24 protein-coding genes and 2 pseudogenes are annotated in these 25,536 nt (G+C 70.8%); 10 read left to right on the forward strand and 16 right to left on the reverse strand.

Annotated features, from left to right (window positions below; genetic code table 11):
* Positions 1-328 precede the first annotated feature (328 nt).
* A complete protein-coding gene (locus tag ADL22_RS23675) occupies positions 329-1,003 on the forward strand; it encodes an HAD family hydrolase (protein ID WP_066983289.1) in 675 nt (224 codons plus the stop codon).
* 13 nt (positions 1,004-1,016) lie between these two features.
* On the opposite strand, the gene ADL22_RS23680 is transcribed toward ADL22_RS23675, so the two are convergent.
* From ADL22_RS23680 to ADL22_RS23695, 5 genes are all read right to left on the reverse strand, one after another.
* On the reverse strand, positions 1,017-1,754 hold the full coding sequence (locus ADL22_RS23680; RefSeq protein ID WP_066983292.1) for a 2OG-Fe dioxygenase family protein: 738 nt from the start codon (positions 1,752-1,754) through the stop codon (positions 1,017-1,019).
* Positions 1,755-1,803: 49 nt separating this feature from the next.
* Positions 1,804-2,922 (reverse strand): iron-containing redox enzyme family protein, encoded by a 1,119-nt coding sequence (locus ADL22_RS23685; protein ID WP_234430825.1) that lies wholly within the window; start codon positions 2,920-2,922, stop codon positions 1,804-1,806.
* A complete protein-coding gene (locus tag ADL22_RS34930; RefSeq protein ID WP_420711595.1) occupies positions 2,919-3,251 on the reverse strand; it encodes a CDGSH iron-sulfur domain-containing protein in 333 nt (110 codons plus the stop codon). Before ADL22_RS34930 ends, ADL22_RS23685 begins: the two co-directional genes overlap by 4 nt.
* The gene (locus ADL22_RS23690) at positions 3,166-3,915 is read right to left on the reverse strand and encodes a HemK2/MTQ2 family protein methyltransferase (protein WP_066983297.1); all 750 of its coding nucleotides are present in this window, start codon (positions 3,913-3,915) and stop codon (positions 3,166-3,168) included. Before ADL22_RS23690 ends, ADL22_RS34930 begins: the two co-directional genes overlap by 86 nt.
* Positions 3,916-4,102: 187 nt before the next feature.
* Entirely contained in the window at positions 4,103-5,185 is a 1,083-nt protein-coding gene (locus ADL22_RS23695) for a polyprenyl synthetase family protein (RefSeq protein ID WP_234430826.1), read from the reverse strand.
* A gap of 376 nt (positions 5,186-5,561) precedes the next feature.
* Here ADL22_RS23695 and ADL22_RS23700 point away from each other — a divergent pair, with 376 nt between their 5' ends.
* The 3 genes from ADL22_RS23700 (at position 5,562) to ADL22_RS23710 (ending at position 8,094) form a co-directional block, all read left to right on the forward strand.
* Positions 5,562-6,380 carry a lipase family protein gene (locus ADL22_RS23700; RefSeq protein ID WP_066983303.1) on the forward strand — a complete coding sequence of 273 codons (819 nt, stop codon included), beginning with the start codon at positions 5,562-5,564 and terminating at the stop codon, positions 6,378-6,380.
* Positions 6,381-6,521: 141 nt separating this feature from the next.
* A complete protein-coding gene (locus tag ADL22_RS23705; RefSeq protein ID WP_066983306.1) occupies positions 6,522-7,277 on the forward strand; it encodes an alpha/beta fold hydrolase in 756 nt (251 codons plus the stop codon).
* A gap of 139 nt (positions 7,278-7,416) precedes the next feature.
* Positions 7,417-8,094, forward strand: coding sequence for a TIGR00266 family protein (locus ADL22_RS23710; protein ID WP_066983444.1), 678 nt, complete (start codon positions 7,417-7,419; stop codon positions 8,092-8,094).
* A gap of 40 nt (positions 8,095-8,134) precedes the next feature.
* Here the strand turns inward: ADL22_RS23710 and ADL22_RS23715 are convergent, their stop codons facing one another.
* Positions 8,135-9,025, reverse strand: coding sequence for a DMT family transporter (locus ADL22_RS23715; RefSeq protein ID WP_066983309.1), 891 nt, complete (start codon positions 9,023-9,025; stop codon positions 8,135-8,137).
* A gap of 93 nt (positions 9,026-9,118) precedes the next feature.
* Complete coding sequence (locus ADL22_RS23720) at positions 9,119-10,246, reverse strand: amidinotransferase (protein ID WP_066983312.1); 1,128 nt, start codon at positions 10,244-10,246, stop codon at positions 9,119-9,121.
* A 485-nt stretch (positions 10,247-10,731) separates the two neighbouring features.
* Here ADL22_RS23720 and ADL22_RS23725 point away from each other — a divergent pair, with 485 nt between their 5' ends.
* Positions 10,732-11,280: a retropepsin-like aspartic protease gene (locus tag ADL22_RS23725; RefSeq protein WP_066983315.1), complete on the forward strand. Its 549-nt coding sequence runs from the start codon at positions 10,732-10,734 to the stop codon at positions 11,278-11,280.
* A gap of 48 nt (positions 11,281-11,328) precedes the next feature.
* Here ADL22_RS23725 and ADL22_RS23730 read toward each other — a convergent pair whose 3' ends face one another.
* The 5 genes and pseudogenes from ADL22_RS23730 to ADL22_RS23745 all read right to left on the reverse strand — a co-directional run bounded on the left by ADL22_RS23730 (position 11,329) and on the right by ADL22_RS23745 (position 15,474).
* Positions 11,329-11,778 carry an SPW repeat protein gene (locus tag ADL22_RS23730; protein ID WP_066983318.1) on the reverse strand — a complete coding sequence of 150 codons (450 nt, stop codon included), beginning with the start codon at positions 11,776-11,778 and terminating at the stop codon, positions 11,329-11,331.
* Between the two features lie 179 nt (positions 11,779-11,957).
* Positions 11,958-12,326, reverse strand: a complete 369-nt coding sequence (locus ADL22_RS23735; RefSeq protein ID WP_066983321.1) for a low affinity iron permease family protein — start codon at positions 12,324-12,326, stop codon at positions 11,958-11,960.
* 965 nt (positions 12,327-13,291) lie between these two features.
* A pseudogene (sigJ, locus tag ADL22_RS23740) lies at positions 13,292-14,163 on the reverse strand (RNA polymerase sigma factor SigJ).
* A 30-nt stretch (positions 14,164-14,193) separates the two neighbouring features.
* A pseudogene (locus ADL22_RS36385) lies at positions 14,194-14,601 on the reverse strand (FAD-dependent oxidoreductase); the annotation flags it as partial.
* 183 nt (positions 14,602-14,784) lie between these two features.
* Positions 14,785-15,474, reverse strand: a complete 690-nt coding sequence (locus ADL22_RS23745; RefSeq protein WP_066983324.1) for a DUF998 domain-containing protein — start codon at positions 15,472-15,474, stop codon at positions 14,785-14,787.
* 272 nt (positions 15,475-15,746) lie between these two features.
* On the opposite strand from ADL22_RS23745, the gene ADL22_RS23750 reads away from it, so the two are divergent.
* On the forward strand, positions 15,747-16,091 hold the full coding sequence (locus tag ADL22_RS23750) for a hypothetical protein (protein ID WP_066983447.1): 345 nt from the start codon (positions 15,747-15,749) through the stop codon (positions 16,089-16,091).
* 57 nt (positions 16,092-16,148) lie between these two features.
* Here the strand turns inward: ADL22_RS23750 and ADL22_RS23755 are convergent, their stop codons facing one another.
* Positions 16,149-17,555 carry an MFS transporter gene (locus ADL22_RS23755; protein ID WP_066983327.1) on the reverse strand — a complete coding sequence of 469 codons (1,407 nt, stop codon included), beginning with the start codon at positions 17,553-17,555 and terminating at the stop codon, positions 16,149-16,151.
* 290 nt (positions 17,556-17,845) lie between these two features.
* A complete protein-coding gene (locus ADL22_RS23760) occupies positions 17,846-18,331 on the reverse strand; it encodes a MarR family winged helix-turn-helix transcriptional regulator (RefSeq protein WP_066983330.1) in 486 nt (161 codons plus the stop codon).
* 270 nt (positions 18,332-18,601) lie between these two features.
* Between ADL22_RS23760 and lgt the strand changes: the two genes are divergently transcribed.
* On the forward strand, positions 18,602-19,513 hold the full coding sequence (lgt, locus tag ADL22_RS23765) for a prolipoprotein diacylglyceryl transferase (protein WP_066983450.1): 912 nt from the start codon (positions 18,602-18,604) through the stop codon (positions 19,511-19,513).
* 57 nt (positions 19,514-19,570) lie between these two features.
* Here lgt and ADL22_RS23770 read toward each other — a convergent pair whose 3' ends face one another.
* Positions 19,571-20,638, reverse strand: a complete 1,068-nt coding sequence (locus tag ADL22_RS23770; RefSeq protein ID WP_066983333.1) for an FAD-dependent monooxygenase — start codon at positions 20,636-20,638, stop codon at positions 19,571-19,573.
* 124 nt (positions 20,639-20,762) lie between these two features.
* On the opposite strand from ADL22_RS23770, the gene ADL22_RS23775 reads away from it, so the two are divergent.
* Positions 20,763-21,254 carry a TetR/AcrR family transcriptional regulator gene (locus ADL22_RS23775; protein ID WP_066983336.1) on the forward strand — a complete coding sequence of 164 codons (492 nt, stop codon included), beginning with the start codon at positions 20,763-20,765 and terminating at the stop codon, positions 21,252-21,254.
* A gap of 40 nt (positions 21,255-21,294) precedes the next feature.
* A complete protein-coding gene (locus tag ADL22_RS23780; RefSeq protein WP_066983338.1) occupies positions 21,295-21,846 on the forward strand; it encodes a DinB family protein in 552 nt (183 codons plus the stop codon).
* A gap of 66 nt (positions 21,847-21,912) precedes the next feature.
* Here ADL22_RS23780 and ADL22_RS23785 read toward each other — a convergent pair whose 3' ends face one another.
* Positions 21,913-22,419 (reverse strand): carboxymuconolactone decarboxylase family protein, encoded by a 507-nt coding sequence (locus ADL22_RS23785; RefSeq protein ID WP_066983341.1) that lies wholly within the window; start codon positions 22,417-22,419, stop codon positions 21,913-21,915.
* Between the two features lie 385 nt (positions 22,420-22,804).
* On the opposite strand from ADL22_RS23785, the gene ADL22_RS23790 reads away from it, so the two are divergent.
* Positions 22,805-25,450, forward strand: coding sequence for an SdrD B-like domain-containing protein (locus ADL22_RS23790; protein ID WP_234430827.1), 2,646 nt, complete (start codon positions 22,805-22,807; stop codon positions 25,448-25,450).
* Positions 25,451-25,536 lie beyond the last annotated feature (86 nt).

Below are 25,536 nucleotides of genomic sequence, written 5' to 3' on the forward strand. Positions count from 1 at the left end.
TCCATCGGATCGGTTGATCTATCGGTTGATCTGTCGGTGTCTAGCCTCCCGGGTACCCGGGCTCGCTCGGGTGACACCCTCGTCGCGTTCTGATCCCCGCACAGATCCAGGCACAGATCCAGGCACAGGTCCAGGCACTCCCTTCCCAGGCTGCGAGGACGCGGGGGAATCCGCATCCCGGAAGTGGGGAAGACGAGGAGGTGGAGAGGTGGACAGGCAGGCGGGCCAGCGCTTGCCCGGTGTCTGGGCCAGGGCGACAGTTGGGAGAGGAAACTTCCGGTAGCGGGGCCGGGACATACGGACGGGACGCACGGACAGGAGGAGAGCGATGACGGCAGGCGCACGCCGCCGGGCCGCTGTGTTCGACGTGGACGGAACGCTCGTCGACAGCACCTATCTGCACGCCGTGACCTGGTGGGAGGCGTTCCGCCAGGCCGGCCACGAGGTGCCGATGGCCGCGATCCACCGGACCGTCGGCATGGGGGCCGACCACCTCATCGACCACCTGCTGGGCTCCGGCCGCGACGAACCGGAGAAGGACGAGGAGATCAGCACCGCCCACAAGACGCTCTACGCCCAGTACTGGACGCGCCTGGTCCCGTTGAACGGCGCCGCCGACCTGCTGCGTGCCTGTTCCGCGCGCGGCTGGACCGTGGTGCTCGCCAGTTCGGCCGCCGGTCCCGAGCTGGACGCGATGCGCAAGGCGTTGCAGGCGGAGGACGCCATCAGCGCGGTCACCAGCGCCGACGACGTCCGCGCCAGCAAACCCGCCCCCGACCTCGTACAGCTGGCGCTGGACCAGACCGGCACCGCTCCGGAGGACGCGGTGTTCGTCGGCGACACCGTCTGGGACATGAAGGCCGGGCACCGGGCCGGCGTCCCCTGCATCGGCGTCCTGAGCGGCGGTTTCTGCCGTTCCGAACTCCTGGAGGCGGGGGCGGAGGAGGTCTACGAGGACGCGGCGGCGCTCCGCTCCGCCCTCGATTCCTCGTTGCTGAGGTAGCCGCCGGGCGTGGTCAGGCCGGCACCAGCGTGGCCACCAGCACGTCCCGGAACGCGGGGCTGGAGGGATCCACCGGACGGATCGGCGAGACGCTGTGGAGCGTGCGCCGGTCGTCCGCCACGAGCAGCGTCGCGGGCGCGTCCAGCGTCGTGGTCAGCAGTTCCCGGCCGTCAGGCGCGTACACGGTGCTCCGCCCACCAGCCGCATTCGCTCTTCTGACCAGCAGCGACGACACCAACGTCACACCGTCGCGATGCCGCCCCTCGGGCGTGGGATTGCCTTCCCCCTCGCCCGTCGCCACGACCCGGAAGGGATGAACCTTCGCGTTCCAGTCCCGCGTCGTCGCGTCCAGCGCGCCCGCGAGCCGCCCCAGCAGGAAGAGGAACGCGCGCAGCGCGGGGTCGGTGGCGAACGCATCGGTCAGCGGCTCGAAGTGCCGGTCGACCTGTACGTACAGCGGGTTGCTGTCGTCCGGCTGCACGAACGGGACGTGGGGCAGCTGCCGCAGGGTGCCGGAGGCGGGACTGAGCAGGAACTGCCCGTAACGGCGCTGCCGTTGGGTCCCCTGGTCGGCCGCGTACGGATCGGGTGCCAGGTCGTCCCAGTGCGCCGCGAACCGCTCCCAGCCCTCCGCCGCAGCGTCCAACTGCGCCCGCACGGCGTCGGGTGGGACGAGGTGAACCCCGGTTCCGCTCAACGCGGCGCGGATACCGCCCACCGCGGAACGGACTGTGGTCGTCGTCTCCTCCATGACTGGGCCTCCTGCTCTCACGTTGGGGCCTGTGGTGTGTGTCGTCCGTTTACGGCTCCCGGTCCGGCAAGGGGGAGCGCAGTGCGGACCGCTGCGCCCGCCAGGCACCGAGGAGATGCGCGGACAGCCGATCCTCCAGGAACAGCGTGGCGCCGATCCCGAACGCCACATCGGCGTCCAGGCCCGGCTCGTCGCCCAGCAGCCCATCGACGACTTCCCGGCGTACCACTTGCTCGTGTACGGCATCGGCCTCGACATGTTCGTCGTAGAACCGCTCCGCCGCCGGCCCCGCACCGGTCCGGCGCATCGCCTGCGCCAGGCGACGGGACGCCGGCGACGACGTCACCTCCACCGTTGCGAAATGGCCGACCAGCGCCCCGCGCAACGACCGGTGCAGTCCCAGCAGCGACATCAGGTTGACCGTGGCGAGCGCTTCGGCCGGTGCCTGGTCGGTGTAGCGGCCGTAGGCGGTGTCCAGGCCGAGGTCCGCCATGAGGTCGGCGAAGAGCTGGGCGTGGATCTCCTCGGCGCGCCCGGCCCCGAACTCGTCGAATTCGATCGCCGCCATACCGGCCTTGGCGCGGCCGTGGAGCCGTGGCAGCGCCCAGGCATGCGGGTCCGCTTCCTTGAGGTGGTAGAGCGAGCGCAGCGCGGCGTACTCCCGCAGCTGCCACAGCTGCCCCTCATGTCGCAGGAAGTGGCTCACGCTGGTGCCGTCGTCGCCGGCCGGCTCCACCAGCAGACCGCCGACGGCCGCCTGGGCGCCGCCTGCCTCGCCGCCTGCGCCGCCGCCGTCCGTTCCGACGTCCGTTCCGACGTCCGTTCCGACGTCCTTCCGCAACGCCCCGAGAAAGCGCTGTTCCAACCCGCGCCGCACCGCCAGCAGCCCGGGATCCCACTCCTCCTCGTCAGCGACTCCGGCGAAGCCCCGGTAGTGCAACTCGTACAGCACGTACAGCGCGAGCTGGAGGTCCAGGCCGTAGGGGTCGGCGTCGGCGGGGTCCGCGTCGGCAGCCCCGTCCCACGCCGGTGGCAGGGCACCGGCGCCGGCCCGCAGCCGTTCGATAACAGCCTCCGACAACGGCCCGCAGGGCGACGGCAGTTGGGGCCCGGCCAGCCGCCCCACCGGCGATGCCGAACGCCCCGAGACCGAGACCCCCTCCGTCACGACGATCCCTCCTCCGCCACATCCGATCCCGATGCCGAGGTCTTGCCCCGTCCTCCGCCTGCCGCCCGTCCGCGCCGCCGGCGGTGACTGGTATCGCACCAGGGATAGCTGCGACTGCCCCGGCACGTGCAGATCGCCACGACGAAGCGCTCGGAGACGGATACCGTCCCGTCCCGCCCGACCACCTCCACCGGCCCCTCCACCAGCAGGGGCCCCTCGGTGACCACGATCCGGCGAGGACGCTCAGGAGCGCTGGGGGTGCGGTGAGTGGTGTGTGCGGGGGTGCTGCGAGTGCTGGGCGTGCTGCGGCCGTTGCGGGTGTTGGGCACGAATGATCACCAATTCCTCTGTGTCCTGACCACCATCGAGCAGGCCCTGACTGCGCAACCACGCCAACCGCGAGCGCACAACCGGACCGAACGGGATCCGCACCCGGTCACTGACCGCCGCCGGCAACCCGGCCTCGGCCAGCCGCCGCACCGTCCGCTCGGCCCCGCACAGCCCGGAGTGCACCATCAGCAGCACACCGCCGGGCCGGAGCACGCCGGGCGCGGTGTCGCAGATGCGGTCGATCAGCAGTCTGCCGTCCCGGCCGGCGTCCCAGGCACGGGCCGCGCCCCTGGACGAGCCGTTGCCTGGCGTGGGGACGTAGGGCGGGTTGCTGACGATGAGATCGAAGGAGCGGTCGCGCACCGCCGCCGTCAAGTCGCCCTGCCGGACGGTGACCCGCTGCCTGGCCCACCAGGCATTGACCCGCGTGGTGAGCACGGCGCGCCAGGAGATGTCGACGGCGGTGACCCGCGCGCCCTGCCTGGCCGCTCCGAGCGCCAGCGCCCCGCACCCCGTACCCAGATCCAGCACCTCGGCACCCGCACCGATGTCCTCCCGGTACAGCGCCCGCAACAGAAGCTGCGTATCGTGCTGCGCTGGATAAACGCCCGGCAGTTTCACCACCGGACGGGACTGCGGAAGCGTGACGGTGACTGCGCCCATACCTCACCTCCGCGCCGAACCACGGCGCCACTTCGCTGGTTCCTCTGCTTCCTCTCCTTCTCTCCTATCCCAGCTCTCCCACTCCCAGGCACATTTCCTGTTCAGTATCGGTGCCCCGCCGCCCGCGCTCCACCGGAGCCCCGGTGCCGGCGATCTCCCACCGACCCCGCCCGTTCGCCGCTCCCACTCAGCCCCGGCGCTCCCGCACCCCATCGGCCAGCCTGCGCAAGGCATCCCGTACCGCAGGAGCGATCACGTCGGAAGCCGGACCCCGAGAAGTCCCCATCGCCTCCAGCGCGCCCACAGCCCTCTCATGGCGTTCGCGGATCATCGACTCGACGGTATCCACGGCGCCGGTGTCGAGCAGGACGCGCCGCACCCGGTCCGCACCCCGCTCGTCCAGGTCCCGGCGGCCGACGCACGCGTCGAGCACGGCCGTCTGCCGTTCGTCCGCCCGCTCGGAGGCCACCGCGAGCAGCACGGTGGGTTTGCCGCCCCGCACGTCGTCCAGTACCGGTTTCCCGGTCAGTGCCGGATCGCCGAAGACGCCCAGCAGGTCGTCACGGAGTTGGAACGCCTCGCCGACCGGAAGCGCGTACGCGCTCAGCGCCTCCCGCAGCCCACCCGGCGCACCGGCCAGTGCGGCACCGATGTGCAGCGGCCGCTCGACCGTGTACGCCGCCGTCTTGTAGCGCGCGACCCGCAACGCCGCCTCGACCCGCCCCGCGGCCGCCCGCGCCCGCACCTCGGTCGTCAGGTCGAGGAACTGGCCGTGGACCAGCTCCGCGCGCATGGTGTCGATCAGCGGCAGTACGGCGTCCCGCTGCTCGGGCCGCAGCCCGGCGGAGTGCAACAGCTGGTCGGACCAGGCCAGGGACAGGTCTCCCGCCAGGATCGCCGCCCCCGCCCCGATCCGCTCCGCGTCCGGCCGGGTGCCTGGCGGGTACCGGGCCGCCATCGCCCGGTGCACCGTCGGACGGCCGCGGCGGCGGTCGCTGTCATCCATCACATCGTCGTGGATGAGCGCGAACGCGTGGAACATCTCCAGCGACGCCGCCACCCGCCCCACCACCTCCGGTGCCGGCTCTCCCAGCCCCCTGGTGGCGTGCCAGCCCACCACGCACAGCACCGGCCGCAACCGCTTCCCGCCGCCGCGTACGAAGTCCGCCACCGTCTCCGCCAAGTCACCGGCGCCCGCCCCCGGCGGCACGGGGTTCCGCAGCCGCTCGGCGAGAAAATCCCCCAACACCGCGTCGATCCACCGACGCACGGCATCCAGATCCAGCCCCCCACCATCGGTGACAGCCGGAACGCCGGTACGGGCCACGCCCCACCTCACCTAGGGAAACAACCGCTGCCGACTCCCGCCGCTCCCGCCACCGCCTCCCCTCCAGCCTCCCGCCAACCCCGACCCCACGCCCAGCGAACTCCGCCAACCGGACGACGCCCCGACGAGGCAGGCGGTGCCCTGCGCCGGGGAGCGGCTGAACGGCCCCGGCCATCCGGGTGGCGGCGGTGGCGTCGTTCGTTTCCGGACGGCCTCCGCCGGGCTAGGACTGTGGCGACCCGCGCGCAACACGCGAGGTGCCGCTGCCCCGCACGCACGCGGCACCCACCCCAGCCCCGAGCCAGACAAGGAAACCGACGTGTCCGTACCCACGACCCTCGACCACACCGCCCGCGACTACAGCCTCGATCTCGCCTACTGGCTGGCCCGGGCCTCGGACCTCGCCTACAAGGACGAGGCCACCATCGAGCGACAGGCCCGGGAGTGGGGCTTCGACCACGTACGGCACCACCGCACGCGGTTCACGCCGCCGTTCCCGCTGGAGGACACCCAGGCATTCACCGCCGCCAGCGACACCATGGTGATCACCGCGTTCCGCGGCACCGAACCCGCGCAGATCCGTGACTGGCTCTCGGACGCCACCACACCGCCCTGCCCCGGGCCCGCCGGGACCGGATACGTCCACTACGGCTTCGCCCAGGCCCTGGAATCCGTCTTCCCCACGGTCAAGGACACCCTCGAAGAGGTCCGTACGAACGGGCAGAGCCTGTTCTTCACCGGCCACAGCCTCGGCGGTGCGCTGGCCATGCTCGCCGCGGCCCGCCTGTACCTGGAGGACCCGAAGCTGCTCGCGGACGGTGTCTACACCTACGGCCAGCCGCGCACCTGCGACCACCGCCTGGCCGAGGCGTGCAACAAGGGCTTCAAACAGCGCATCTTCCGCTTCGTGAACAACAACGACATCGTTCCCCAACTGCCCCCGGAGCCCTTCACCCACGTCGAGACCCTGCGCTACATCGACTCCGACGGCCGGCTCCGCGAGAAGATGTCCCTCTTCGGCGGCCTCGCCGATCGCGCCAAGGGCTTCACCGCCGACCCCCTGGCCCCCGCCTCCGACGGCGTACGCGACCACTTCATCCACGAGTACCTCGCCGCCCTGGAGAAGAACCTGGCGTGAGGCACGGCTCGAACCCTCCCCGGGACGGCCGCCCCGTACGGAACGATCAGCGCCGTACACCGGCGCCGGCGCATCACCACCATGCCGGAGGGGAAGGAAGCCAGCGGCCGTCACCCATCCCCTCCGACGGGAGTCCCCGGCATGACGATCAGCCACCGCACCCTCGGCACCGGCGCCCACAAGGTCCTGGTGCTGCACGACTGGTTCGGCACCAGCGAGGGCTGGGGACCGTTCCTCGACCACCTCGACCCGGAGGAGTTCAGCTACGCCTTCCTCGACTACCGCGGCTACGGTGAACGGCGCGCCGTAGCAGGTGAGTTCACGCTCGCCGAGATCGCCGCGGACGCGCTCGCCCTCGCCGATCAGCTGGGCTGGGACACGTTCTCCGTGGTGGGCCACTCCATGGGCGGCAAGGCGGCGCAGCGCGTACTGGCCGAAGCCCCCGCCCGGCTGCGCAAGCTGGCCGGCGTGACGCCCGTACCGGCCGGCGCGTACCCGCTGGACGGTGACGCCTACGACCTCTTCCACGGCGCGGCGCGGAGCCCGGCCAACAGGCGCGCGATCCTCGACCTCGTCACCGGGCACCGGGCGTGCGCCCGATGGCTGGACGCGATGACCGCGCGCTCGGTGGCCGCCTCCCGCCCGGAGGCGTTCGCCGCCTACCTGGCCGACTGGACCACCCAGGACTTCGCGGCCAAGGTCGCCGGCAGCACCCTCCCGGTGAAGGTGTTCGTCGGCGAACACGACCTCGCCCTCACCGCCGAGGCGATGCGCAACACCTGGCTGGCCCACTACCCGCGTGCCGAACTGGAAATCCTGCCCAACTCCGGCCACTACCCGATGCACGAAATCCCGGTCGCCTTCGCCACCTCTCTGGAGGCTTTCCTCCGCGCCTGACGCCGCGCCGCCCCCATCACAACCCCAGGCAGCCGAATGTGCGCCGCCGCGACCGGATGCGTAATGTCGGTCCCTGCGGTGATCCGCACGTTTGATCACCCAGAAGCATCCGACCGCCCTGTCACCGAAGGCCGCCACCATGCAGACCGAAGTCCGGCACGCCCCCTCGTTCGCCGTCGCGCGCGTCCACCTGGCGGGAGGTGAGAGCTTCCGGGCCGAGTCCGGGGCCATGATGGCGACCTCGGCCGGCATCGCTGTCGAGGCGAAGACCGAAGGCGGGCTGATCAAGGGGCTCAAGCGCAGCGTGCTGGGCGGGGAATCCCTGTTCATGACGCGGTTCACCGCCGGGCACGAGGGTGGCTGGGTGGACCTCGCCGCACGCCTGCCCGGCGATGTGACAGGCATCGAGGTCAACGGCGTCGTCAACCTCGCCCGGGGTGCCTGGCTCTGCTCCTCGGAGGGGGTCGAGATCGATACGAAGTGGGGCGGCTTCCGGAATCTCGCCGGTGGCGAGGGCGGCTTCCTGGTTCGCGCGGAGGGCAACGGCAGCGTGCTGGCCTCGTGCTACGGGGCGCTCGACCTGGTCGAACTCGCCGACGGCGAGACGATGGTCCTGGACTCCGGCCATATGGTCGCCTTCAGCGACGGCCTCACGTACACCACCCGCAAGGTGACCCGCGGCCTGATGCAGACGTTGAAGACCGGCGAGGGCCTGGTGTTCGAGTTCACCGGGCCGGGCCGGCTGTGGACCCAGAGCCGCAACCCCTCCGAGCTGATCACTTGGCTGACGACCAAGCTGCCTTTCTCCCGGGGGTGACCCGGGGGGCGAAGGACTCCCCTCCCACCCGCGGGACGCGTCAGGCGTTCTCGTGGGATGCGTCAGGCGTCTCGTGCTGCCCCGCCTCGCCGGCCAGAAGGGGAGAGCGGGCCAGTACGAGGACGGCCGCCGCCACCGAGCCGATCGCCACGAGCGACAGGACGATGAACACCCCGCCGCGTACCTTCTCGCCGAAGACCAGTACGCCCCAGAGGATGGAGACCACCGGATCGGCCATCGAGAGGCCGGGCTGGGCCGCGAGCAGGCGGCCGGCATGCACGGCGGACTGCAGCAGGAACATCGAACCCGCGCCGGCCACGATCATCGCGTAGAGCTGCCAACTGGTGAACACACCGGCGATGCCCTGCGATGCCTGGCCGGTCATGCCCTTCATCAAGGCCGCGGTGAGGCCGAATCCGCAGCCGCTGGTGGTCCCCAGGATCGCGGCCTTGCGCGCGCCGCGCCCGAGCGTCGCCGCCCAGCCCACCCCGACGCCGACCAGGAGCAGGTTCGCCGCCAGGGCGAACGCCCAGGCAGGCCCGGACACACCGCTGCCGGAGCCCTCGGTGGGGGACAGGCTGAGCAGCAGTCCGGCCAGCCCCGCGGCGATCACCGCCACGGCTCCCCACTCCCGGGCGCGCAGCCGGCTGCGGAAGATCAGGGCGGACAGCAGCAGTGCCGCCGGCAGGTCCAGGACGAGCACCGGCTCGACCACCGAGATGCGGCCGAACCCCAGCGCGACGGCCTGGAGCAGAAACGCGACGATGACCGACGCCACGCCGCCGAACCACACCGGGCGGTGCAGCAGATGCCAGATCAGCCGCCAGTTCAGGCTTTCCTCGCTGGGGCGGTCCCGGGCCGCCCGGCGTTGCAGCACGGAGGCCAGTCCATTGGCGAAGGCGGCGAGCACCGCCAGCAGTACGCTCAGCAAACCGGATCGGGTCTCCTTCGGCCAGGCGGCCGGCGGTGTGCGGTCGGCATTACCCGAAGCTCCAACGAAGAGGCCAGGCAGGCATCCCGCCCCTCAATCGACATACGATTCGAGCGTGCCGCGACGTCTGGTGTCGAGCGTCGCGCAATGGAACGACCCGCCGAACGGCGCGTAGTGCAGCAGGTCGCACGGAATCGGCTCGAAACCCCATTTCTCCAACGCCCGCAGCATAGTGGTGTGGTGGCGTTCCGCGATCACCCTCTTCTCATCGACCATGAGAAGGTTCATACTGAGCCATTTGCCGCACATCGAGGCGATTTTGAGCAGGCGATCGGGGACCGGGTCCGGTTCCGGGGCGATCAGGACGTCCCATGAACTCAGCACGTCGGGCAGCCGGTCGACGTCGATGTATTCCGGGTTGACGAGTACCTTCCCCGGTCCGAGCACCAGGAACGTCGTATCGATGTGCATCGGCGTGCGGCAGCGGCTCTCGATCTCATGGACGCGGTAGCCGGGGCCGAGATGGCGGCGCAGCCACTCAATGCCCATCTGATTGGTGACGTTGCTTCGTGTGACGAAGAGATCGCGTCCCGCGCGAACGAAATCCGCCGCATCGAACACCGGCTCGAACTCGGTGAGGATGTAGCGCATCGGCTCGCCGTCCCGCGGAACCCGGAATTCGGGGTCGAACAGCTCATCCGTCAGCTGAGGCTTCGGAGCCGCGGTCCACCGCGCGCCGCGCCGGAAGTAATCCTTGAGAATCGGGCGATAGGAGTGGGTCTCGAAGTACCGGCTCGGCCAGGCCATCGGCGTCTCGATGATCTCGTCACCGATCACCAGCATGCTGTCGCGCGGACAGGTGTTGCAGAATCCGCGCGACGACCAGCCCGGTGCGCGGTAGCGCTGCCGGTGGTCGACGGCCTCCGGCCGCCGGACCGTGACTCCCAGCGACTCCAGCAGAGCGACGAATCGATCGAGTTCCTCCTGCGCCGGTTCGAGCAGCACACGGGGGTACCGGAATCCGGCGGCGAGCCGCTGGAACCGCGCCGCCCACGGCGGGATATTGCAGGTCACCACCGGATGGCTGGACGGAATCGTCGCGCCGTCGAGGCGCCCGACGATGATCTCCTCCAGCGGATCCCACTCATTGTGAGAATTCACCGGCGAAACGAGCTCTGCCGCAGCCTGCTCCGCCGCACCCGGCAGCACACCGCCGTCCATTACGCCGTCGTCGTTCACTACGTCGTCATCGGCAGGCGCAGCCCGACGTCCGGACCTCTGCACTTCTGTCATAGCCCATTAGCTCCAGCGACACTCCGGTGAAGGCGGCACTCACTCCGGCGAACCCTCTGGCGCCTTCTGGCCAGCCGTCCCCACCACACTGCGGGAGCACGCCCCACCTCGCACGGCCATTACTCCAACAGGAACTGCCCGGACCGGCGGCGCGGCCTGAACGGACCGAGCCCGCTCCTCCGGCCCGAGGCCGTCGCCATCTCACCTGAGCAGCGCCGCAGGGTGATTCCCGCCGCCCGAATCCCTTCCCCGTGACCAGCCGGGCATAGATCATCTCGTGGCCGATCTCGTGGCCGCAGAAAAATACAGAGCCGGAAGAAAAATGCGGAGCCGGAAAAGGAAACCGGTCATGGCCGACGATCACCGGGGTAATGGCCCGCCGCCGCCCGGCGAAGCGATGAGGAGCTCGTGAAATGCCCCCCTCTTCTCCCCGTGCCGGCCGCACCATCGGCCTGGCGACGCTGTGCCTGACGACCGTGCTCGCGGCGGGCTGCGTCGGCACCATTTCGGACGAACGAAGCTCTCCCAGCGCGCCGCCCCCGTCGCAGGCGGGCGAGACGCGGGTACCGCTCACGGTGCTCAAAAACGGCCGGCAAGTCATCGCGTTCGTGCCGGTGACGATCCAGGGGGAAGGCCCCTTCCGGTTCGTCCTGGACACCGGTGCCTCCTCCAGCGCCGTCGGCGAAGACGTCGCGCGGAAACTCGACCTTCCCCGGACCGGCCAGCGCCAGCCCATCAGCGGCGTCACGGGCACCGAGAAGGTGCCCGTGGTGGAGGTGAGCCGGTGGTCGGCCGGCAAGACCGACCTCGGTTCGACCGAGGCGATCGTCATCGACATGAAGGCCAGTCATGGCACGCCAGGCATCCAGGGTCTGCTCGGCTCCGATGTGCTCAGCCGGTTCGGCCGTATCACCGTGGACTACCAGGGGAAGGCCCTGTTCCTCCCGTCGCGGTCGCGGTGACGTCGAGCTGCCGGGCGAACCGGCCGGGCGTGCGCTTCTCCCGTGTCGTCAGTGGCGCCCACCTCGTGTGACGGTGATGGACATTCCGGCGGCCGCGAGCCCCAGCAGGCAGATGACCGCGCCGGTGACGACGTTGTTCCAGATGACCCCCGTTCCGGCGCCGTGCGTCGCGGTCGCCACCCATGGCGAGATGATGAGCCACACGCCGAGGGGAACGAGCGTCCACGCCAGCCGGAACATCCGGACGGGCGCGAGTGCCAGGCCGGCTCCGGCGAAGGCCACGGTCAGCCCGACGATCAAGTTGTTGATCGTCAGGCTTCCGGCGGTGGCCGAGAAGTGCACGATCCACGGCGATATGGCGGCGTAGACCCCGGCCAGCAGGACCAGGCCCTCGGTCGCCACGGCGGTGCCGCTCGAAGCCGTTCGTTCGAGCCTGTCGCGCATCTCGGCCAGCTCCGGGTGGCCGCCCATTGCGGGGGTGTGCGGTGAGGACGTCATGAGAGGCCCTTCCTTTCGCGCGAGATACACCCTTATGGGTTGCTTACCCCATTTTTTCACGCCTGACCCCGCCACGCGGGCGCGCCCGCCCAGCCACCGACCAGGCGCATGGGGAAATGCCGTACCGTTTCGAATCGCTACCCTGGGTAGCTACCGCCCTGCCCGGGAGCGCTTCGCCCTCACGTCTCCTCATCCAAGCGGATCGCCTTTCTGAGATCCTCCGCGGCCTTGCCGCCCTGCCCCTCGCGGGACTCCAGGAGGGCGGCGGCCAACGCATCGAGTTTGCGTTGGATGGCGTGTTCCGCACGGAGTTCGGAGTTCTTGAGCAGCGCGAGGAGAAGAAGGGTGACCGCGGACATGAAATGCCCCGCGAGCAGCTGGATATCCAAGGGGAGATGGGCGAGATGAACGGCGATGAACAGCGCGACCAGGGCGAGGCACAGCGTGAAGAAGGAGGGGGAACTGGTGAAATGGGATGCTCTTTCGGCCAGTTCGGCGAATCGTCCGCGTTCGCTTCCGCCGCGGTCCACCGGGTGTCGAAGGGTCATTCCTCCTGAATACTGGATGCGGAGGGAGGGGCGGCGATCGCCATGCCGTTGGCCGGGCTCGTAATTGCCCGGGCAGGTGGCCAGGGCGTCGCCGGTGGCGGGGGAGCGTACGTGCTGGCCGTCCTGCCGGGACCAGGTGCCCAACGAAGGAATGCGTCCCGCCCAGAGACATGCGCTAGCTGTCGACTGGCGTGGTTCCCCGGATCTGCGCCGTCAGTGGCCGCATATCGTCATCCGTGATGGCAGCGCGAAAACCCGCCGAAACGAGAACCCCGATAATCGCATCCCGCATGTATGTCGCAACAGCACCCGCATGGCGAATTTCTCGAGACTGATACTTGCCACTGCGCATGCTTTCGACCGCCTCGGCGGAGAGCCTCGGGTGAGGCTTCCATCTCACGAATACCCCGCCAGCCGCATCATCGCCAAGATCAACCTCAATCCCGGCTCCAGTGTTCCCCTTGTCGTTTACCAGTTGGAAAGCAGGGATCCGGCCCGTTCCAATTCTCGCTGAACCCTGTCTGCCAGCTCCTTCCGCTCGGCGACAATCCTGTCGCTGACGTTGTCAGGGGTGTTGGTGGCGGGCGTCGTACGGTGGGGAGGGTGCGCTCCTCCGGAGTGGAGGGCAGGCAGCTCAGAGGGAGGACAGGGTGACAGTGACGCAGAGTTCAGGCGCATCCGTTCCCACGCGGCCGGATCCGGTGCCGCCGACGCCCGGGCCGGCTCCGGGGCCGCCTGGTCCGCAACCCGGGCCGGCGCCCGGGCCGGTCCCCGCGCCGGGGCCCGACCCCGTACCGACGCCTCCGCCGGGGCCTGAACCGGACCCGGTTCCGCCCGCTCCGACGCCGCCGATGCCTGGGCCCGGTCCGGGCCCGGCGCCCGATCCGCGTCCCGCCTGACGCCCTGGCCGCATTGCGGAAGAGAGGATGAGGGGTGTCCGTGGGTGGTTACCGGGGGCCGTGTGCTCACCGTGTCCCGATGTCGTAGGTCGTGCCGTTGCTGATGGCGCGCAGCTTGTCGGGGTTGGCCACGCTGTGGAGGGTGGTGATGCGGCCGGTGGCGTCGAAGTCGAAGGTGACGGTGGCGATGACGCGGTCCGGACCGCTGAAGACCAGGCCCGGGGCGCCGTTGATGTCGGTCAGTTCGGTTGCCTGGCGGAGGGTTCGACGCCCTGGTAGGTGACGGTGCCGATGGCCGCGAACCAGGCGGCCACCGTGGCCGCGCCCACGACCGGGCGGAGTGCCTGGCGGACCTTGCCGCCGCCGTCGGTCCGCAGAGTGACGTCCGGAGCGAGCAGTTCCATGAGGGCGTTGACGTCGCCGCCGGTCGCGGCCGCCACCAACCGCTCGGTTGCCTGGCGCTGTTGCGACCGGTCGGCGGCGAACCGCGGTCGCCTGGCCCGTACGTGTTCGCGGGCCCGGTGCGCAGCCTGCCGGACCGCCGCTTCGGAACGTTCCACCGCCTCGGCGATCTCCGCGTGACCGAAGCCGAACACCTCCTTGAGGACGAACACCGCGCGTTCGAGCGGGCTGAGCGTCTCCAGGACCACCAGCATGGCCGTCGACACCGATTCGGCGTCGGTGACCGCCTGGGAGGCGTCCGGGCCGGTGAGGATGGGTTCCGGCAGCCACGGCCCCACGTACGTTTCGCGCTGGTGGCGGGCGGAGCGCAGCCGTTCCAGCGCCACGTTGGACACGATCCGGGTCAGATATGCCTTGGGATCGGCGACCCGCGACCGGTCCGCGGCGGACCACTTGAGCCAGGCATCCTGCACCGCGTCCGGCCAGGGCGAAGCGGTCACCGTCTCCTTGTACCGGACCACCAGGCGGACGTTCAACCGCGGGTATCGGTCCGCGATCTCGGCGGCCGACTCGATGCCGGTCAGTCCGCTGCCGGCGACCACCACCGTTCCGCTGTCCAGCCGTGCCAGGCGGTCGGCCGGCAACTCGGCGTCCTGGGGGCTGTTCAGGGTGTACGGGTGGTCCTCGACGCCGGGCACGGTGTTCGTGTCGGCGATCCCACCCAACGCGTACACCAGCGTGTCGTAGCCCAGCAGCTGATCGTCGTCGATGCGTACCGTCCTGGCGTCCGTACCCACCGCGGCCACCCAGCCGCGTACGAACCGCGCCCCCGTGTCCGCGAGCAGCTCCGGGATGCTCAGCTCGGCGAGCCGCCGCCCGGTCGCCGCCATGCCTGCGTAGCCTGCGCCGAGGATCACCACGTGGTGGGGCGCGTGCCGTGTCTCTGTCGCGTTGGTTCCGCTCGTTCCGTTCATCGTTCCGGCCTCCTTGGATCGCTCACTCGGTCACTCGGTCGCTCGGACTCACTCGCTCGGACTCGCTCACTACGACCACCGGATGGGAGCAGGTGGGCCGGTTGTGACATGGAGGGGGAGTGGCGTGCGTCACGGTGACGGGTGGGACGGGGAGGGGGTGGGCGATGACGGATAACGGGCGGCCTATCGGGGCGAGTTGGGGGAGGTGTGGGTGGCGAGGGCCATCACCATCACCAGGGTCCATGCGCCGGCCGCGAAGGCCGCGATGCGTTCCAGGGTGCCGAAGCCGATTCCGGGATCGTGCCGGCTGAAGAACAACCAGGCCGCGAGCGTCGCGGCGGCCGCTATGGAGACGCTTACGAGGCGCAGACCGCCCGCCGCGAACCGGGAGTGGGTGGGCAGGAATCCGGTGCAGATCAGGCCGAGATTCCCCAGGCCCATGATGAGCAGCGCGCCCAGGACGTGGAGGTTCTCGTCCACGTCGGCGGGAACGAAACCGACCAGGACCCACCCGGCGGCATCGAGGGCGAGCAGCACGCGGGCGCACGCCGAGAGCCGGCCGCGGCCCCAGAATCTCCTGGTCGCCACGATGCCGATGAGCAGCAGGATGCCGTGTACGGCAAAGGAGATGTTCATGGCGTCGTGCAGCGGGGAGCATACGTACCGAGGGCGGGAGGCGTCCCAGGTCTGGCAGTGGACATTGCCGAGGTCGCTGATGTTGTTCTCCGCCCAGCTGAACGGCGTGTGCCAGGCGGCTGAGGCGATCAGTTGGACGATGAGGAATTGGGCGGCGCCGATGAGCCACGCGGCCGCGCCGACTCTTGCCGCCGATGAGGTGCGGGTTTCGGGGAGTGGGGTGGGTGTTGGTTTCACGATGCCCGTTTCTGGAATGAACGTCCGTGGGGTTTTGTCTCGCCGGTCCACTGCGCCGGGTTTCCCATCGGCCTGCGTCGCCGGTTGCCGAACGTTCTCAGCTGACCGGGTCTCTGCGCATCGCTGCGGCGGGGGAGCGGGGAGTGGCTCTTCCGGGGGAGGCGGGGGCGATGCCTGGGGTTATGGAAATCCCGTTGGCGGGGCAGGGGTACGGCCGTAGGGTCACGGGCATGTCCCTACGTCTTCGTCTGCGTCACGCACTGCCGGGAGCGATGCGAGCCCGGGACAAGGCCGCGGTCAGCGCCTTGCGTTCCACGCTCGCCGCGTTGGACAACGCCGAGGCGGTGCGCGTGGACGCGTCCGAGCTGCGTGGCGTGGCTCTTGAGACGTCACCGGTTGGTGTCGGCTCAACGGAAGTGGCGCGGCGGGAGCTGAGCGAAGCAGACGTCGTGTCCGTCGTACGCGGCGAGGCCGAGGAACGACTCGCTGCCGCGGCTCAGTTGACGGCGCCCGCGCACGCCGACCGGGCGGCACGGCTCCGAGAGGAGGCCGCGGTGCTGCTGCGGTTCCTCAACGGGTCGGAGGCCGGAGACGGGGCTCAGCTTGTGTGCGAATGAAGGCGAACGTAGGGGGTTGGTGACCTCGTGTTGGTGACGCCTGCGCGCCGAAACCCCTCACCGTTGTGCCTGGCGGGGCTGCGTTCTCCCTGACGCCGGGCTCAGCCAGGCAGCGGTCACGGTGACGGCGGCGGCGGTCAGCAGGACGAGCAGTGCCCACCGGGGGCCGTCGAGGGCGGCGTGGGCCGGGGCCAGGTGCAGGGCGAGGGTGACGAGGGCGACGCCGAGCGCGGTGCCCAGTCCTCGGGTCATGTTGACCAGTCCGCCGCCGGTGCCGGACGAGGCGGTGGGGACGGCACCCATGATCAGGGTGTTGTTGGCCGGGGTGAAGACGCCCAGGCCCAGTCCCAGCAGGGCGAGCAGCGATGCCAGCCAGGCAGGGCTGAAGGGCGTGGCGAGCAGCGCGGCCAGGGTGCCGGTGCAGACGGCGGCGCCCAGCAGGCACCGTCCGCGGTCGGTGAGAGTCGGCGGCAGCAGGCGGTCCGCCGTCGTGGCGGCGAGCGCGAAGCCGGCCGGCAGCGCGGTGAGTACCGCGCCCGCGGTCAGTTCGGAATAGCCTGCCTGGGACAGGACGACGGGGACGAGGACGAGCGGGCCGAAGAGCACCAGATACCCGCAGAGGGCGCCGACGAGGCCGGAGGAGACCGCCCGGCGGCGCAGCAGCGACAGGTCGAGGAGCGGCGCGGCGGCTCGTCGCTGGTGGGCGGCGAACGCCCAGGCCGCGGCGGCGCAGAGCGCGAACAGACCGGCGACCGCCCAGCCGGGCACCGGAAGTCCGGAGGCTGCCGAGACGCCCAGCAGGCCGGCGGTCGTGGCCGCGGACAGCAGGGCGAACCCGGGCCAGTCGAAGCCCTCGGCGTGGTGGCGGATGCGGGTGCGGGGCAGCAGATAGTGGCCGGCGACCAGGGCGATCACGCCGACCGGCACGTTGACGCCGAAGACCCAGCGCCAGCCCAGGGTGGAGACCAGTGCCCCGCCGACGGTGGGGCCCAGCGCCAGGCCGAGTGCCTGGGCGGCGGCCTGGACGCCGAGGGCGGTGCGCATCCGCGCGCGCGGGGCGCTGGTGGCGACCAGGGCCACGCTGTTGGCCTGCATCATCGCCGCCCCGGCGGCCTGAAGGACCCGGAACCCGATGAGCGCCCCCAGGGACGGGGCCAGTCCGCAGGCGGCGGACGCGGCGGTGAAGACGACGAACCCGTAGAGGTAGAACAGCTTGCGGCCGTGCGCGTCCGCCAGTCTGCCCACCGGTATGAGCAGGGCGACGAGGGTGAGCAGGTACGCGAGGGAGACCCACTCCACGGCGGCCAGCTGGGCCCCGAACTCCGTACGCAGACTGGCGTAGGTGAGGGTGACGATGCTGGCGTCGAGCTGGCCCATGAACGCGCCGAAGCACACCGTGGCGACGGCCAGCCACCAGGCTCCGGGGCGGCAGCGTATCCGCTCCGGACGCGGCCGTTCGGTCATCAGGGCCGCCGGAACCAGGCGGCGACGCAACGGGTGAGCGGTGCTTCGGCCAGTCACAGCGTCCCCCCTGGTGGAAAGGCGGAGGTCGGTTGGTCGTCGTCCGGGGGCGGGTTCGCCCTCGGGCCCGGTGCCGGTTGGTCCTTGGTCCGATCACGGTGGGTCGGCGGGTCGGCGGTCCGGTGACGGCGCTGCCGCGGGTGTCGCGGCGTTCCGTCCCTCCCTACATTACATCGGCTACCGAAATATTCGGTAGCCGATGCGTGGGATGGTGGCACGCGGTGACCGTGCCGCTACTCCTCGCCGTCTTCCAGGAACTCCGCGACGCGGAACAGGGCAGGCAGCGCGGCCCGGACGGCGGCGCGGTCGGCCTCGTCCAGCGAAGCCAACGCGGCGTCCAGGCGGTTCTCGTGGGCGCGCGTCCACGCCGCGAGCTGTTCCTTTCCAGCATCGGTCAGGGTGACGACGGAAGCGCGGCGGTCCGCGGGATCGACGCCGCGGGCGACCAGCCCGGCGTTGATCATCTGGCCGATGAGGCCGCTGACCGTGCTGGCCGCCAGCCGTTGGCGGGCCGCCAGGTCTCCGATGCGGGCCGGTGAGTGTTCGGCGAGCACCTGGAGCAGTTCGACCTGGGCCATGGGGAGCGTTTCCCATGGGTAGTCGGTGCGGATCGAGGCGCGCAGGGCGCGTCGGAGGCGGGTGACGGCCTCGGTCAGCAGACGGGAATCCGTGGCGTTCCCCGTCCGGTGTGCGGTGCCGGCCTGGCGCGCGGGAGCCATCGGGTCCGCGGGAACGGTCTGGTGTGCCGGAATCGTCGGATCCGCGGGAACCATCCGGTGTCCGGACACCGTCTCATGTGCGGGGACCGCCTCACCTGCGGAACGGCGGGAGCGTGACTGCGGGGGCATGGACGGCACTTTACCCACGGCGCAGACCGGTCATCCCGGGAGGAATTTCGGTGTCCGAGGTAATCTCGGGCGCGTCCTTCCCGGCAGACCGCCGGGCCCGCCGTGAGAACGGTCGACCGTATGAATCTGGCGTCCGCGCCGATGAACCTGGCGTATCTGCCGAGCCCGTCCCAGGGTGTCTGGCACCTGGGCCCCATACCCATCCGCGCCTACGCACTCTGCATCCTGCTCGGCATCTTCGTGGCCGTGTGGTTGTCGCAGCGCCGGTGGGCGGCGCGCGGCAGGGACCCGCAGGAGATCGCCGACATAGCGATGTGGGCGGTGCCGTTCGGACTGCTGGGCGGCCGGCTGTACCACGTGATCACCGACCCCGAGCTGTACTTCGCACCGGGCAAGCACCCCATCGAGGCGCTCTACGTCTGGAACGGCGGGCTCGGTATCCCCGGCGCGGTCGCGCTCGGCGCGTTCGGTGCCTGGCTGGGGTGCCGGCGCCGCGGCATCCGACTGGCCGACTTCGCCGACGCGGTCGCCCCCGGCCTGGTCCTCGCCCAAGGCATCGGCCGCTGGGGCAACTACTTCAACCAGGAGCTTTTCGGCGGCCCCACCGACCTGCCGTGGAAGCTGCTGATCGACCCGGCCCACCGGCCGCCGGACAGCCCCGCGGTCGCCTTCTACCACCCCACCTTCCTCTACGAATCCCTGTGGGACATCGGCGTGATGGCCCTGCTGCTCTGGCTGGACCGCCGGTACCGGCTTCCGCGCGGCCGGCTGTTCGCCTGCTACGTCCTGGCGTACGCGGTGGGACGGGCCTGGATCGAGGCGCTGCGCATCGATCACGCCAACCACTTCCTGGGGCTGCGGCTGAACGACTGGGTCTCGGCCGGGCTGATCCTCGCCGCCCTGGTCTATCTGATCGCCACGTGGCGGCGCACCGGCACCGAACGGGCGGAACGGGGTGACGCCGAGCCCCAGGACAGCACGAGGGCGAAGAGCCTGGCGGCCGATGGCGGCTCGGAGGCCGACGACACGCCGGCAGGCACCCGGAAGCGTTAGTACGCGGTTCATCCGCGGCCCACCCGGCGGGACGGCACCGGCGGCCGCCGCCCCGGCTCAGCCTTCCGATGCCTGGCCGCCGAACAGGGCGACCGCCTCCCGCCCCCGTGCCTGGTTTTCCGCGACGTACGGGCGCAGTTCGGCCTCGTAGGCGGCGAAGGCGGTGCGGTGGTCGCCATTGGCGGCCGCGAGGTTGCGGGCCAGGGAGCGGGCGGCGAGGAGCGCCTGGGAGGTGCCCATCCCGGAGGTGGGGGCCGCGCAGTAGCCGGCGTCGCCGAGCAGTGCGATGCGGCCGTTCGACCAGCGGTCGAGCTGGACCTGGCAGGTGGAGGCGAAGTAGAAGTCCTCGGCCTGGGCCATGGCGTCGAGCAGGCGCGGGACCTGCCAGCCGCGGCCGGCGAAGGCGGTGCGTACCGCGTCCTGCTGTTCGGCCCGGGGCCGCCGGTCCAGCGCGGGGGAGTCCGTGGCGAAGGAGAGGCTGACGGTGAGCCGTTCGGGATCGCCGGCGCTGAAGAGGTAGACGGCGGTGTTCCCGGCAGGCTGCAGTACGCCTTCGCGGTCCAGGCCGAGGAAGTTGCCGGTGGTGAAGCCGGCCCCCGACATGCCCAGGTGGTGCAGCACCTGCTCGTGGGGGGCGAACGCCAGGCGCCGCACCCGCGAGTAGACCCCGTCGGCCCCGAAGACCAGGTCGAACTCCCGGGTGGCGGCCTTCTCGAACTCCACGGTGACGCCGCCCCCGTGCTCGGTCAGCGCCACGATCGAATCGTCGAAGAGGTACTCGACGTCGTCGGCGGTGATGCGGTGCAGGATGCGCGTCACGTCGCTCTTGGGCACCTCCAGTTCGCCGGCGAACGCCTCGGCCGGCAGCCGCCCGCTCTCGGCTCCGGCCTCGTCGAGCAGCGCGGTGCCGCGCATGGCGGTGTCGTGGGCGCGGACCTCGGCGAGGACGCCGAGTTCGTCCAGGACCTCGAAGGCGGCGCCGCGGAAGTCGACGGCGTAGCCGCCGCCGCGCACGGCGGGGGCGCGTTCGACGACGGTCACCCGGTATCCGTCGCGGTGCAGCAGGTGGGCCAGGGCGGGTCCGGCGACGCTCGCACCCGAGATCAGAACGTTGATTGCGGTCATGGCGAGGACGGTAGCGGGGTCTTGTCCATATGGTCAATCCATTTGGTCAAGTCGATTGGATGAGCCATGTGGATGGACCGTGCGGCTGAACCACCCGGTCAAGGCTGCTGCTACGCTCGCCCGTATGGGAAACCGTGAGGATCTGCTGGCGGGCGCCAAGAAGTGCCTGATCGAACGGGGTTGGGGCCGTACGACGGTCCGGGACATCGCCGCGGCCGCCGGCGTCAGCCACGCCGCCATCGGCTACCACTTCGGCTCCCGGGACGCGCTGCTCACGCAGGCCCTGGTGGAGGCGGTGGACGAGCTGGACGCCGAACTGGCCGGCCACGCGTCCGGCGACGACCCCGAGGAGCGCTGGCAGGCGCTGATCGACAGCTTCACCACGCACCGGGCGCTGTGGGTGGCCCAGTTGGAGGCCGCCGTACAGGCGCAGCACTCGCCCGAGGTGCGCGAACGCCTCGCGGAAGGCCAGCGCCAGGGCCGCGAGGGCCTGGGCGGATCGGTGCCGCTCGCGCTGCTGTCGGGTCTGATGCTGCAGTGGCTGGTGGATCCCGACCACGCGCCGTCCGCCGCCGACGTGGTCGCCGAGCTGAGGTCCCTGGCGGAGGGGCGGTAAGAGGGTTCCGCCGGCGGGGTTCAGTGCCGATCATGCGGCTATGAAGATTCCTGACCGACGGATCGAATTGTTCACCGGCGCCGGCAGCGAGGACCGGTTCGGCGGGCCCGCGACCGGGGACGAGCGGAGCATGCTGGTGGCGATGCTGGACGCCCAGCGGGCCACTCTCCGGCTGAAGTGCTCCGGGCTCGGGCCGGAGGTGGCCCTGCGGTCCGCGGCCCCCTCCTCGCTCTCGCTGCTGGGGCTCGTCCGGCACCTCGCCGATGTGGAACGCCGCTGGTTCCGGGCCGTACTCGCCGGGCACGACGTCGAGTTGCGCTTCTCGTCCGGGGAGGTTCCCGAGGGCGACTTCGATGGCGCCGGGCCCGAGCCGGAGGTCATCGCGGCGTCGTGGGCGGCGTGGCGTGAGGAGGTGGCCTTCGCGGAGGCGTTCGTCGCGCAGGCTCCGCATCTCGACGTGGAAGGGCGGGATGCCTGGCGAGGCACGGTCTCCCTGCGGTGGGTGCTCGTCCACCTGATCGAGGAGTACGCCCGGCACAACGGGCACGCCGACTTGCTCCGCGAACGGATCGATGGCGCGGTGGGGGTCTGAGCGACCGCTCGCCGCGCCGTACGCCCGCGCCCCGCGGCGGTCCGAGGACTGCCGCGGGGCACCGGCTCAGTTCCACGGATCGGTGAACGACCGTCCGGGGACCGGCTTGGCGATGAGCGCTACGGGGACGAAGTAGTTGACCTGGCCGATGGCGAGCATCAGGGTGGCCAGTGCCTTGGGCTCGTAGTGTTCGGCTGCCTGGGCGTAGAGCTCGTTGGAGACCCGCTCGCCGTCGGCGGACGGCTGGAGGACCGCGTCCACCAGCGCCAGTGCGGCCCGCTCGGGGGCGGTGAAGTACGGCGAGTCCTGCCAGGACGCCACCGACGTGATCCGCTCCTCCGCTTCCCCGGCCTTGCGCAGGAACCCCGCGTGCAGCACGGTCAGGTACGTGCTGCCCACGATCTGGCCGGCGCGCAGCTGCACCAGGCCGATGGTGGAACGGGGAACGGAGCGGTTGCCGGTGGCCTTGAACAGGGCCGCGGACACCTCCGCCAGTTCGGGAACGAGCACCGCGGGGTCCTCGGCCATCCGCGGGGCCATCGGGATCTCCGCCGTGATCGAACGCGCTTCCATGGTCGTCTCCTTCGGTCCGGTGCGTCCGCTGCTGCCGCCGCAGTCGCTGTCACTGGGTCGACGGAGCTGGGCGGGGAAGTGTGACAACGCGCGGGGAAGTTGTTCGCGGGCCGGTGGCGGGGCGCTCGTACGGGAGTCCGTTTTCTGGCGTTGACGGGACGTCAAATAGGCATTTGCGACCCGTAGTTGAGTAATTCCTCATAAGCTTTGCGTTAAGAGGCGGCTCTCCGCCACATTCCCTCATGAGGTCTGGTGACAGGCCCTTCTCCCGAAGAGAGCAGGGATGACACGTACAAGTGAACAGACACGCGGCGCCGCGCGCGGCCCGGGGCGGCGGGCGGGGTTACGCGGACGCCGCGCCGCGGGCCGTCTCGCGGCGCTCGCCGTGGTGACCGGCAGTTGCTCGATGGCGGCGGCCCCGGCGGCGTTCCCGCAGACGAATGACGGGACGGTGACGGTCCGGGTGGTGCGGGCCGTGGACACCAACGGTGTCTGGAGCCCCGCGCTGGAGCCGGGCATCGGCGGCGTCACCGTCACCCTCACCAACGACGACGGTGTCGGGATCACCGGAGTGACGGCCGCCGACGGCACCGTCACCCTGGCCCCCGGCAAGGCCCGTACGCCCAGCGGCAAGTACCGCGTCCAGGTGGTGAATCCGGAGCCCGGCGTGCTGGCCCCGGCGTTCGCGTCGCGGAAGGGGCTGGACGGCGCGCCCGACCAGCTGAGCAGCAACGAGGAGTTCGTCGACCTCGGTGACGGCAAGCACGTCACGTACACCACGGGCCTGTGGAATCCGGGCGACTACTGCCAGAAGAACGCGCCGCTGGCCACGGCCTGCCAGCCCGCGACGCAGGAACCGCCGTCCCAGCGCACGCTGGTGACGTTCCCCTACCACGCGCGCGGCCTGAACACGCAGACCACCGATCTCGCCACCAACGCCGAGACCGGGACGCTGTACGGCATCGCGTGGAGCAAGCCCGGGAAGCGGCTGTTCAGTTCGGCCATGGCCAAGCGGGACACCACGTACGGACCGGGCGGCGCCGGCGCGATCTATGTCACCGATATGGCGCGGCGGACGACGTCGCTGTTCACCACGGTGCCCGACGCGGGCGGCGCGGTGCACGGGAACGGCCGGACCGATGATGCCTTCCTCGCGGCGGCGGGCAAGGAGAGCCTGGGGGATCTGGACGTCTCCGAGGACGGCCGCTACCTCTACGCCGTCAACCTCAACAACCGCAAGCTGTACCGCTACGACGCCACCGGCGCGACCGCGCGGGCACCGCAGGCCGTGCACGCCATCCCGGACCCGGGCTGCCCGGCGGCCGGTGACTGGCGTCCGTTCGGCCTCGGTTTCCAGGACGGCACCGGCTACGTCGGCGGGGTCTGCTCGGGCCAGTCGACCGGCAAGACCGCGGATCTGCGCGCGTTCGTCCTCCCCTTCGATCCGATGACGGGGAAGTTCGGCCGAGCGGTACTGGACCAGCCGCTGGACTACCCGCGCAAACCCACGCTCGGCGGGAGCTGCCCAGGGGCCGGCTGGTTCCCGTGGACGGACACCTTCCCCACCCGCCAGAACGGGCAGAACTGCGCCGGCGCCATGGCCAACCCCGAACCGGAGCTGGCCGATATCGGGTTCGAGACCGACGGCTCCATGCTGCTGGCGTTCCGCGACCGCTTCACGGACAAGGCGACGGCGTTCCCCCGGCCCGGTGACAACACGACCTATCTCCAGGTGGTGTCCGGCGGTGACTTGAACAAGGCGTGCCTGTCGCACGGCTCGTACGTCATGGACACCAACACCGGCTGCGGTATGGCGCCCCGGGGAACCCGGTTCTTCAACGTGATGAGCATGGGCGGCGGCCACCCCAACTCGGCCTACGCCGGTATGGCGTTGTCGAAGGTGGAGGACTCCATCGCGACCGCCGGGGTGGACCCCATCGATACGGCGTACGGCGCCGGAACGATGTTCACCAAGCGCGACGGGACCAGGGTGCCCGGCGACGGTCTGCGGCTGAATCCCGCGAACACCGTTTCGTCGTTCGGGAAGGGCGCTTCCATGGGCGATCTGGAAGTGCTCTGCGATCAGGCGCCGCTGCAGATCGGCAACCGCGTCTGGTACGACCCCGAGCGCACCGGCGTGCAGGGCCCGGGCCAGCGGCCCGTACCCGGGGCCACCGTCAACCTCTACGACGCGAACGGCAAGCTGCTCGCGACGACGAAGACCACGGCGCGGGGGGAGTACTACTTCGATGACACGAACGTCCCCGGCGGCCTGAAACCGAGGACCAAGTACACCATCCGGATCGACCATCCGGCCGACTACGCCCCTGGCGGGCCGCTGTACCAGTGGGTGCCGACCGATGAAGGCGTCGGTGGCAACCGCTTCGTGGATTCCAAGGGCATCGTCCCGAAGGGCGGCCGCTTCCCGGAGCGGACGCTGACCACGGGCGGGCCGGGCCGGAACGACCACACCTTCGACTTCGGATTCCGGCAGCAGGAGGGCGCGGTCCGGCTGGTCAAGCACGATCAGGACGGCAAGCCGCTGGCCGGGGCGAAATTCGTGCTGTGGAAGGAGACGAACGGGACGGAGGGGCTGCAGACCTCCGGGGCGAAGCCCGATACGAAGGCCGGGTCGCCGTGCACGACCGCGGCCGACGGGATCTGCCGGATCGCGGCCCCGCCGGGCACGTACTACTGGCAGGAGGTCAGCCCGCCCAGGGGCTATGCCGCGCCGGAGAACCCGGTGTTCGGGCCGCTGACGCTGAAGGCCGACAACCTCACGGCAGGTGTCTCCGCGACGGCGGTCAACCGGCTGCTGCCCACGCCGGCACCGCCCGCCAACCCGCCGACCTCGCCTGATACACCGGCCGGGCCGAACGGGCCCGGTGGGCACGGCGGATCGCCCGGTTCCGCTCTGCCGCACACCGGGGTCAGTCAGGTCGCGCCGATGACCCTCGCCGCCGCGGGGCTCACCGCACTCGGCGGGGCGCTGCTGGCGGTCGGCCGCGGGTACCGGGCGCGGCACCGGTAGCAGCACCAAGTACTGGACGGAGCAGCAGCGGGCGGGTTCGCGGGCCGATTTCCGCGGGCCCGCCCGCGTTGTCGAGGGAGAGGACG

The sequence above is a fragment of the Streptomyces sp. NRRL F-4489 genome (assembly GCF_001509485.1).
In the GTDB taxonomy this organism is placed as follows: domain Bacteria; phylum Actinomycetota; class Actinomycetes; order Streptomycetales; family Streptomycetaceae; genus Streptomyces.

What these genes read in the sequence shown, in the direction of transcription:
- ADL22_RS23675 (WP_066983289.1), top strand. Translation starts at nt 329, where the DNA reads ATGACGGCAGGCGCACGCCGCCGGGCCGCTGTGTTCGACGTGGACGGA.
- ADL22_RS23680 (WP_066983292.1), bottom strand. Translation starts at nt 1,754, where the DNA reads ATGGAGGAGACGACGACCACAGTCCGTTCCGCGGTGGGCGGTATCCGC.
- ADL22_RS23690 (WP_066983297.1), bottom strand. Translation starts at nt 3,915, where the DNA reads ATGGGCGCAGTCACCGTCACGCTTCCGCAGTCCCGTCCGGTGGTGAAA.
- ADL22_RS23705 (WP_066983306.1), top strand. Translation starts at nt 6,522, where the DNA reads ATGACGATCAGCCACCGCACCCTCGGCACCGGCGCCCACAAGGTCCTG.
- ADL22_RS23710 (WP_066983444.1), top strand. Translation starts at nt 7,417, where the DNA reads ATGCAGACCGAAGTCCGGCACGCCCCCTCGTTCGCCGTCGCGCGCGTC.
- ADL22_RS23720 (WP_066983312.1), bottom strand. Translation starts at nt 10,246, where the DNA reads ATGGACGGCGGTGTGCTGCCGGGTGCGGCGGAGCAGGCTGCGGCAGAG.
- ADL22_RS23725 (WP_066983315.1), top strand. Translation starts at nt 10,732, where the DNA reads ATGCCCCCCTCTTCTCCCCGTGCCGGCCGCACCATCGGCCTGGCGACG.
- ADL22_RS23730 (WP_066983318.1), bottom strand. Translation starts at nt 11,778, where the DNA reads ATGACGTCCTCACCGCACACCCCCGCAATGGGCGGCCACCCGGAGCTG.
- ADL22_RS23735 (WP_066983321.1), bottom strand. Translation starts at nt 12,326, where the DNA reads ATGACCCTTCGACACCCGGTGGACCGCGGCGGAAGCGAACGCGGACGA.
- ADL22_RS23750 (WP_066983447.1), top strand. Translation starts at nt 15,747, where the DNA reads ATGCGAGCCCGGGACAAGGCCGCGGTCAGCGCCTTGCGTTCCACGCTC.
- ADL22_RS23755 (WP_066983327.1), bottom strand. Translation starts at nt 17,555, where the DNA reads ATGACCGAACGGCCGCGTCCGGAGCGGATACGCTGCCGCCCCGGAGCC.
- ADL22_RS23760 (WP_066983330.1), bottom strand. Translation starts at nt 18,331, where the DNA reads ATGGCTCCCGCGCGCCAGGCCGGCACCGCACACCGGACGGGGAACGCC.
- lgt (WP_066983450.1), top strand. Translation starts at nt 18,602, where the DNA reads ATGAACCTGGCGTATCTGCCGAGCCCGTCCCAGGGTGTCTGGCACCTG.
- ADL22_RS23770 (WP_066983333.1), bottom strand. Translation starts at nt 20,638, where the DNA reads ATGACCGCAATCAACGTTCTGATCTCGGGTGCGAGCGTCGCCGGACCC.
- ADL22_RS23775 (WP_066983336.1), top strand. Translation starts at nt 20,763, where the DNA reads ATGGGAAACCGTGAGGATCTGCTGGCGGGCGCCAAGAAGTGCCTGATC.
- ADL22_RS23780 (WP_066983338.1), top strand. Translation starts at nt 21,295, where the DNA reads ATGAAGATTCCTGACCGACGGATCGAATTGTTCACCGGCGCCGGCAGC.
- ADL22_RS23785 (WP_066983341.1), bottom strand. Translation starts at nt 22,419, where the DNA reads ATGGAAGCGCGTTCGATCACGGCGGAGATCCCGATGGCCCCGCGGATG.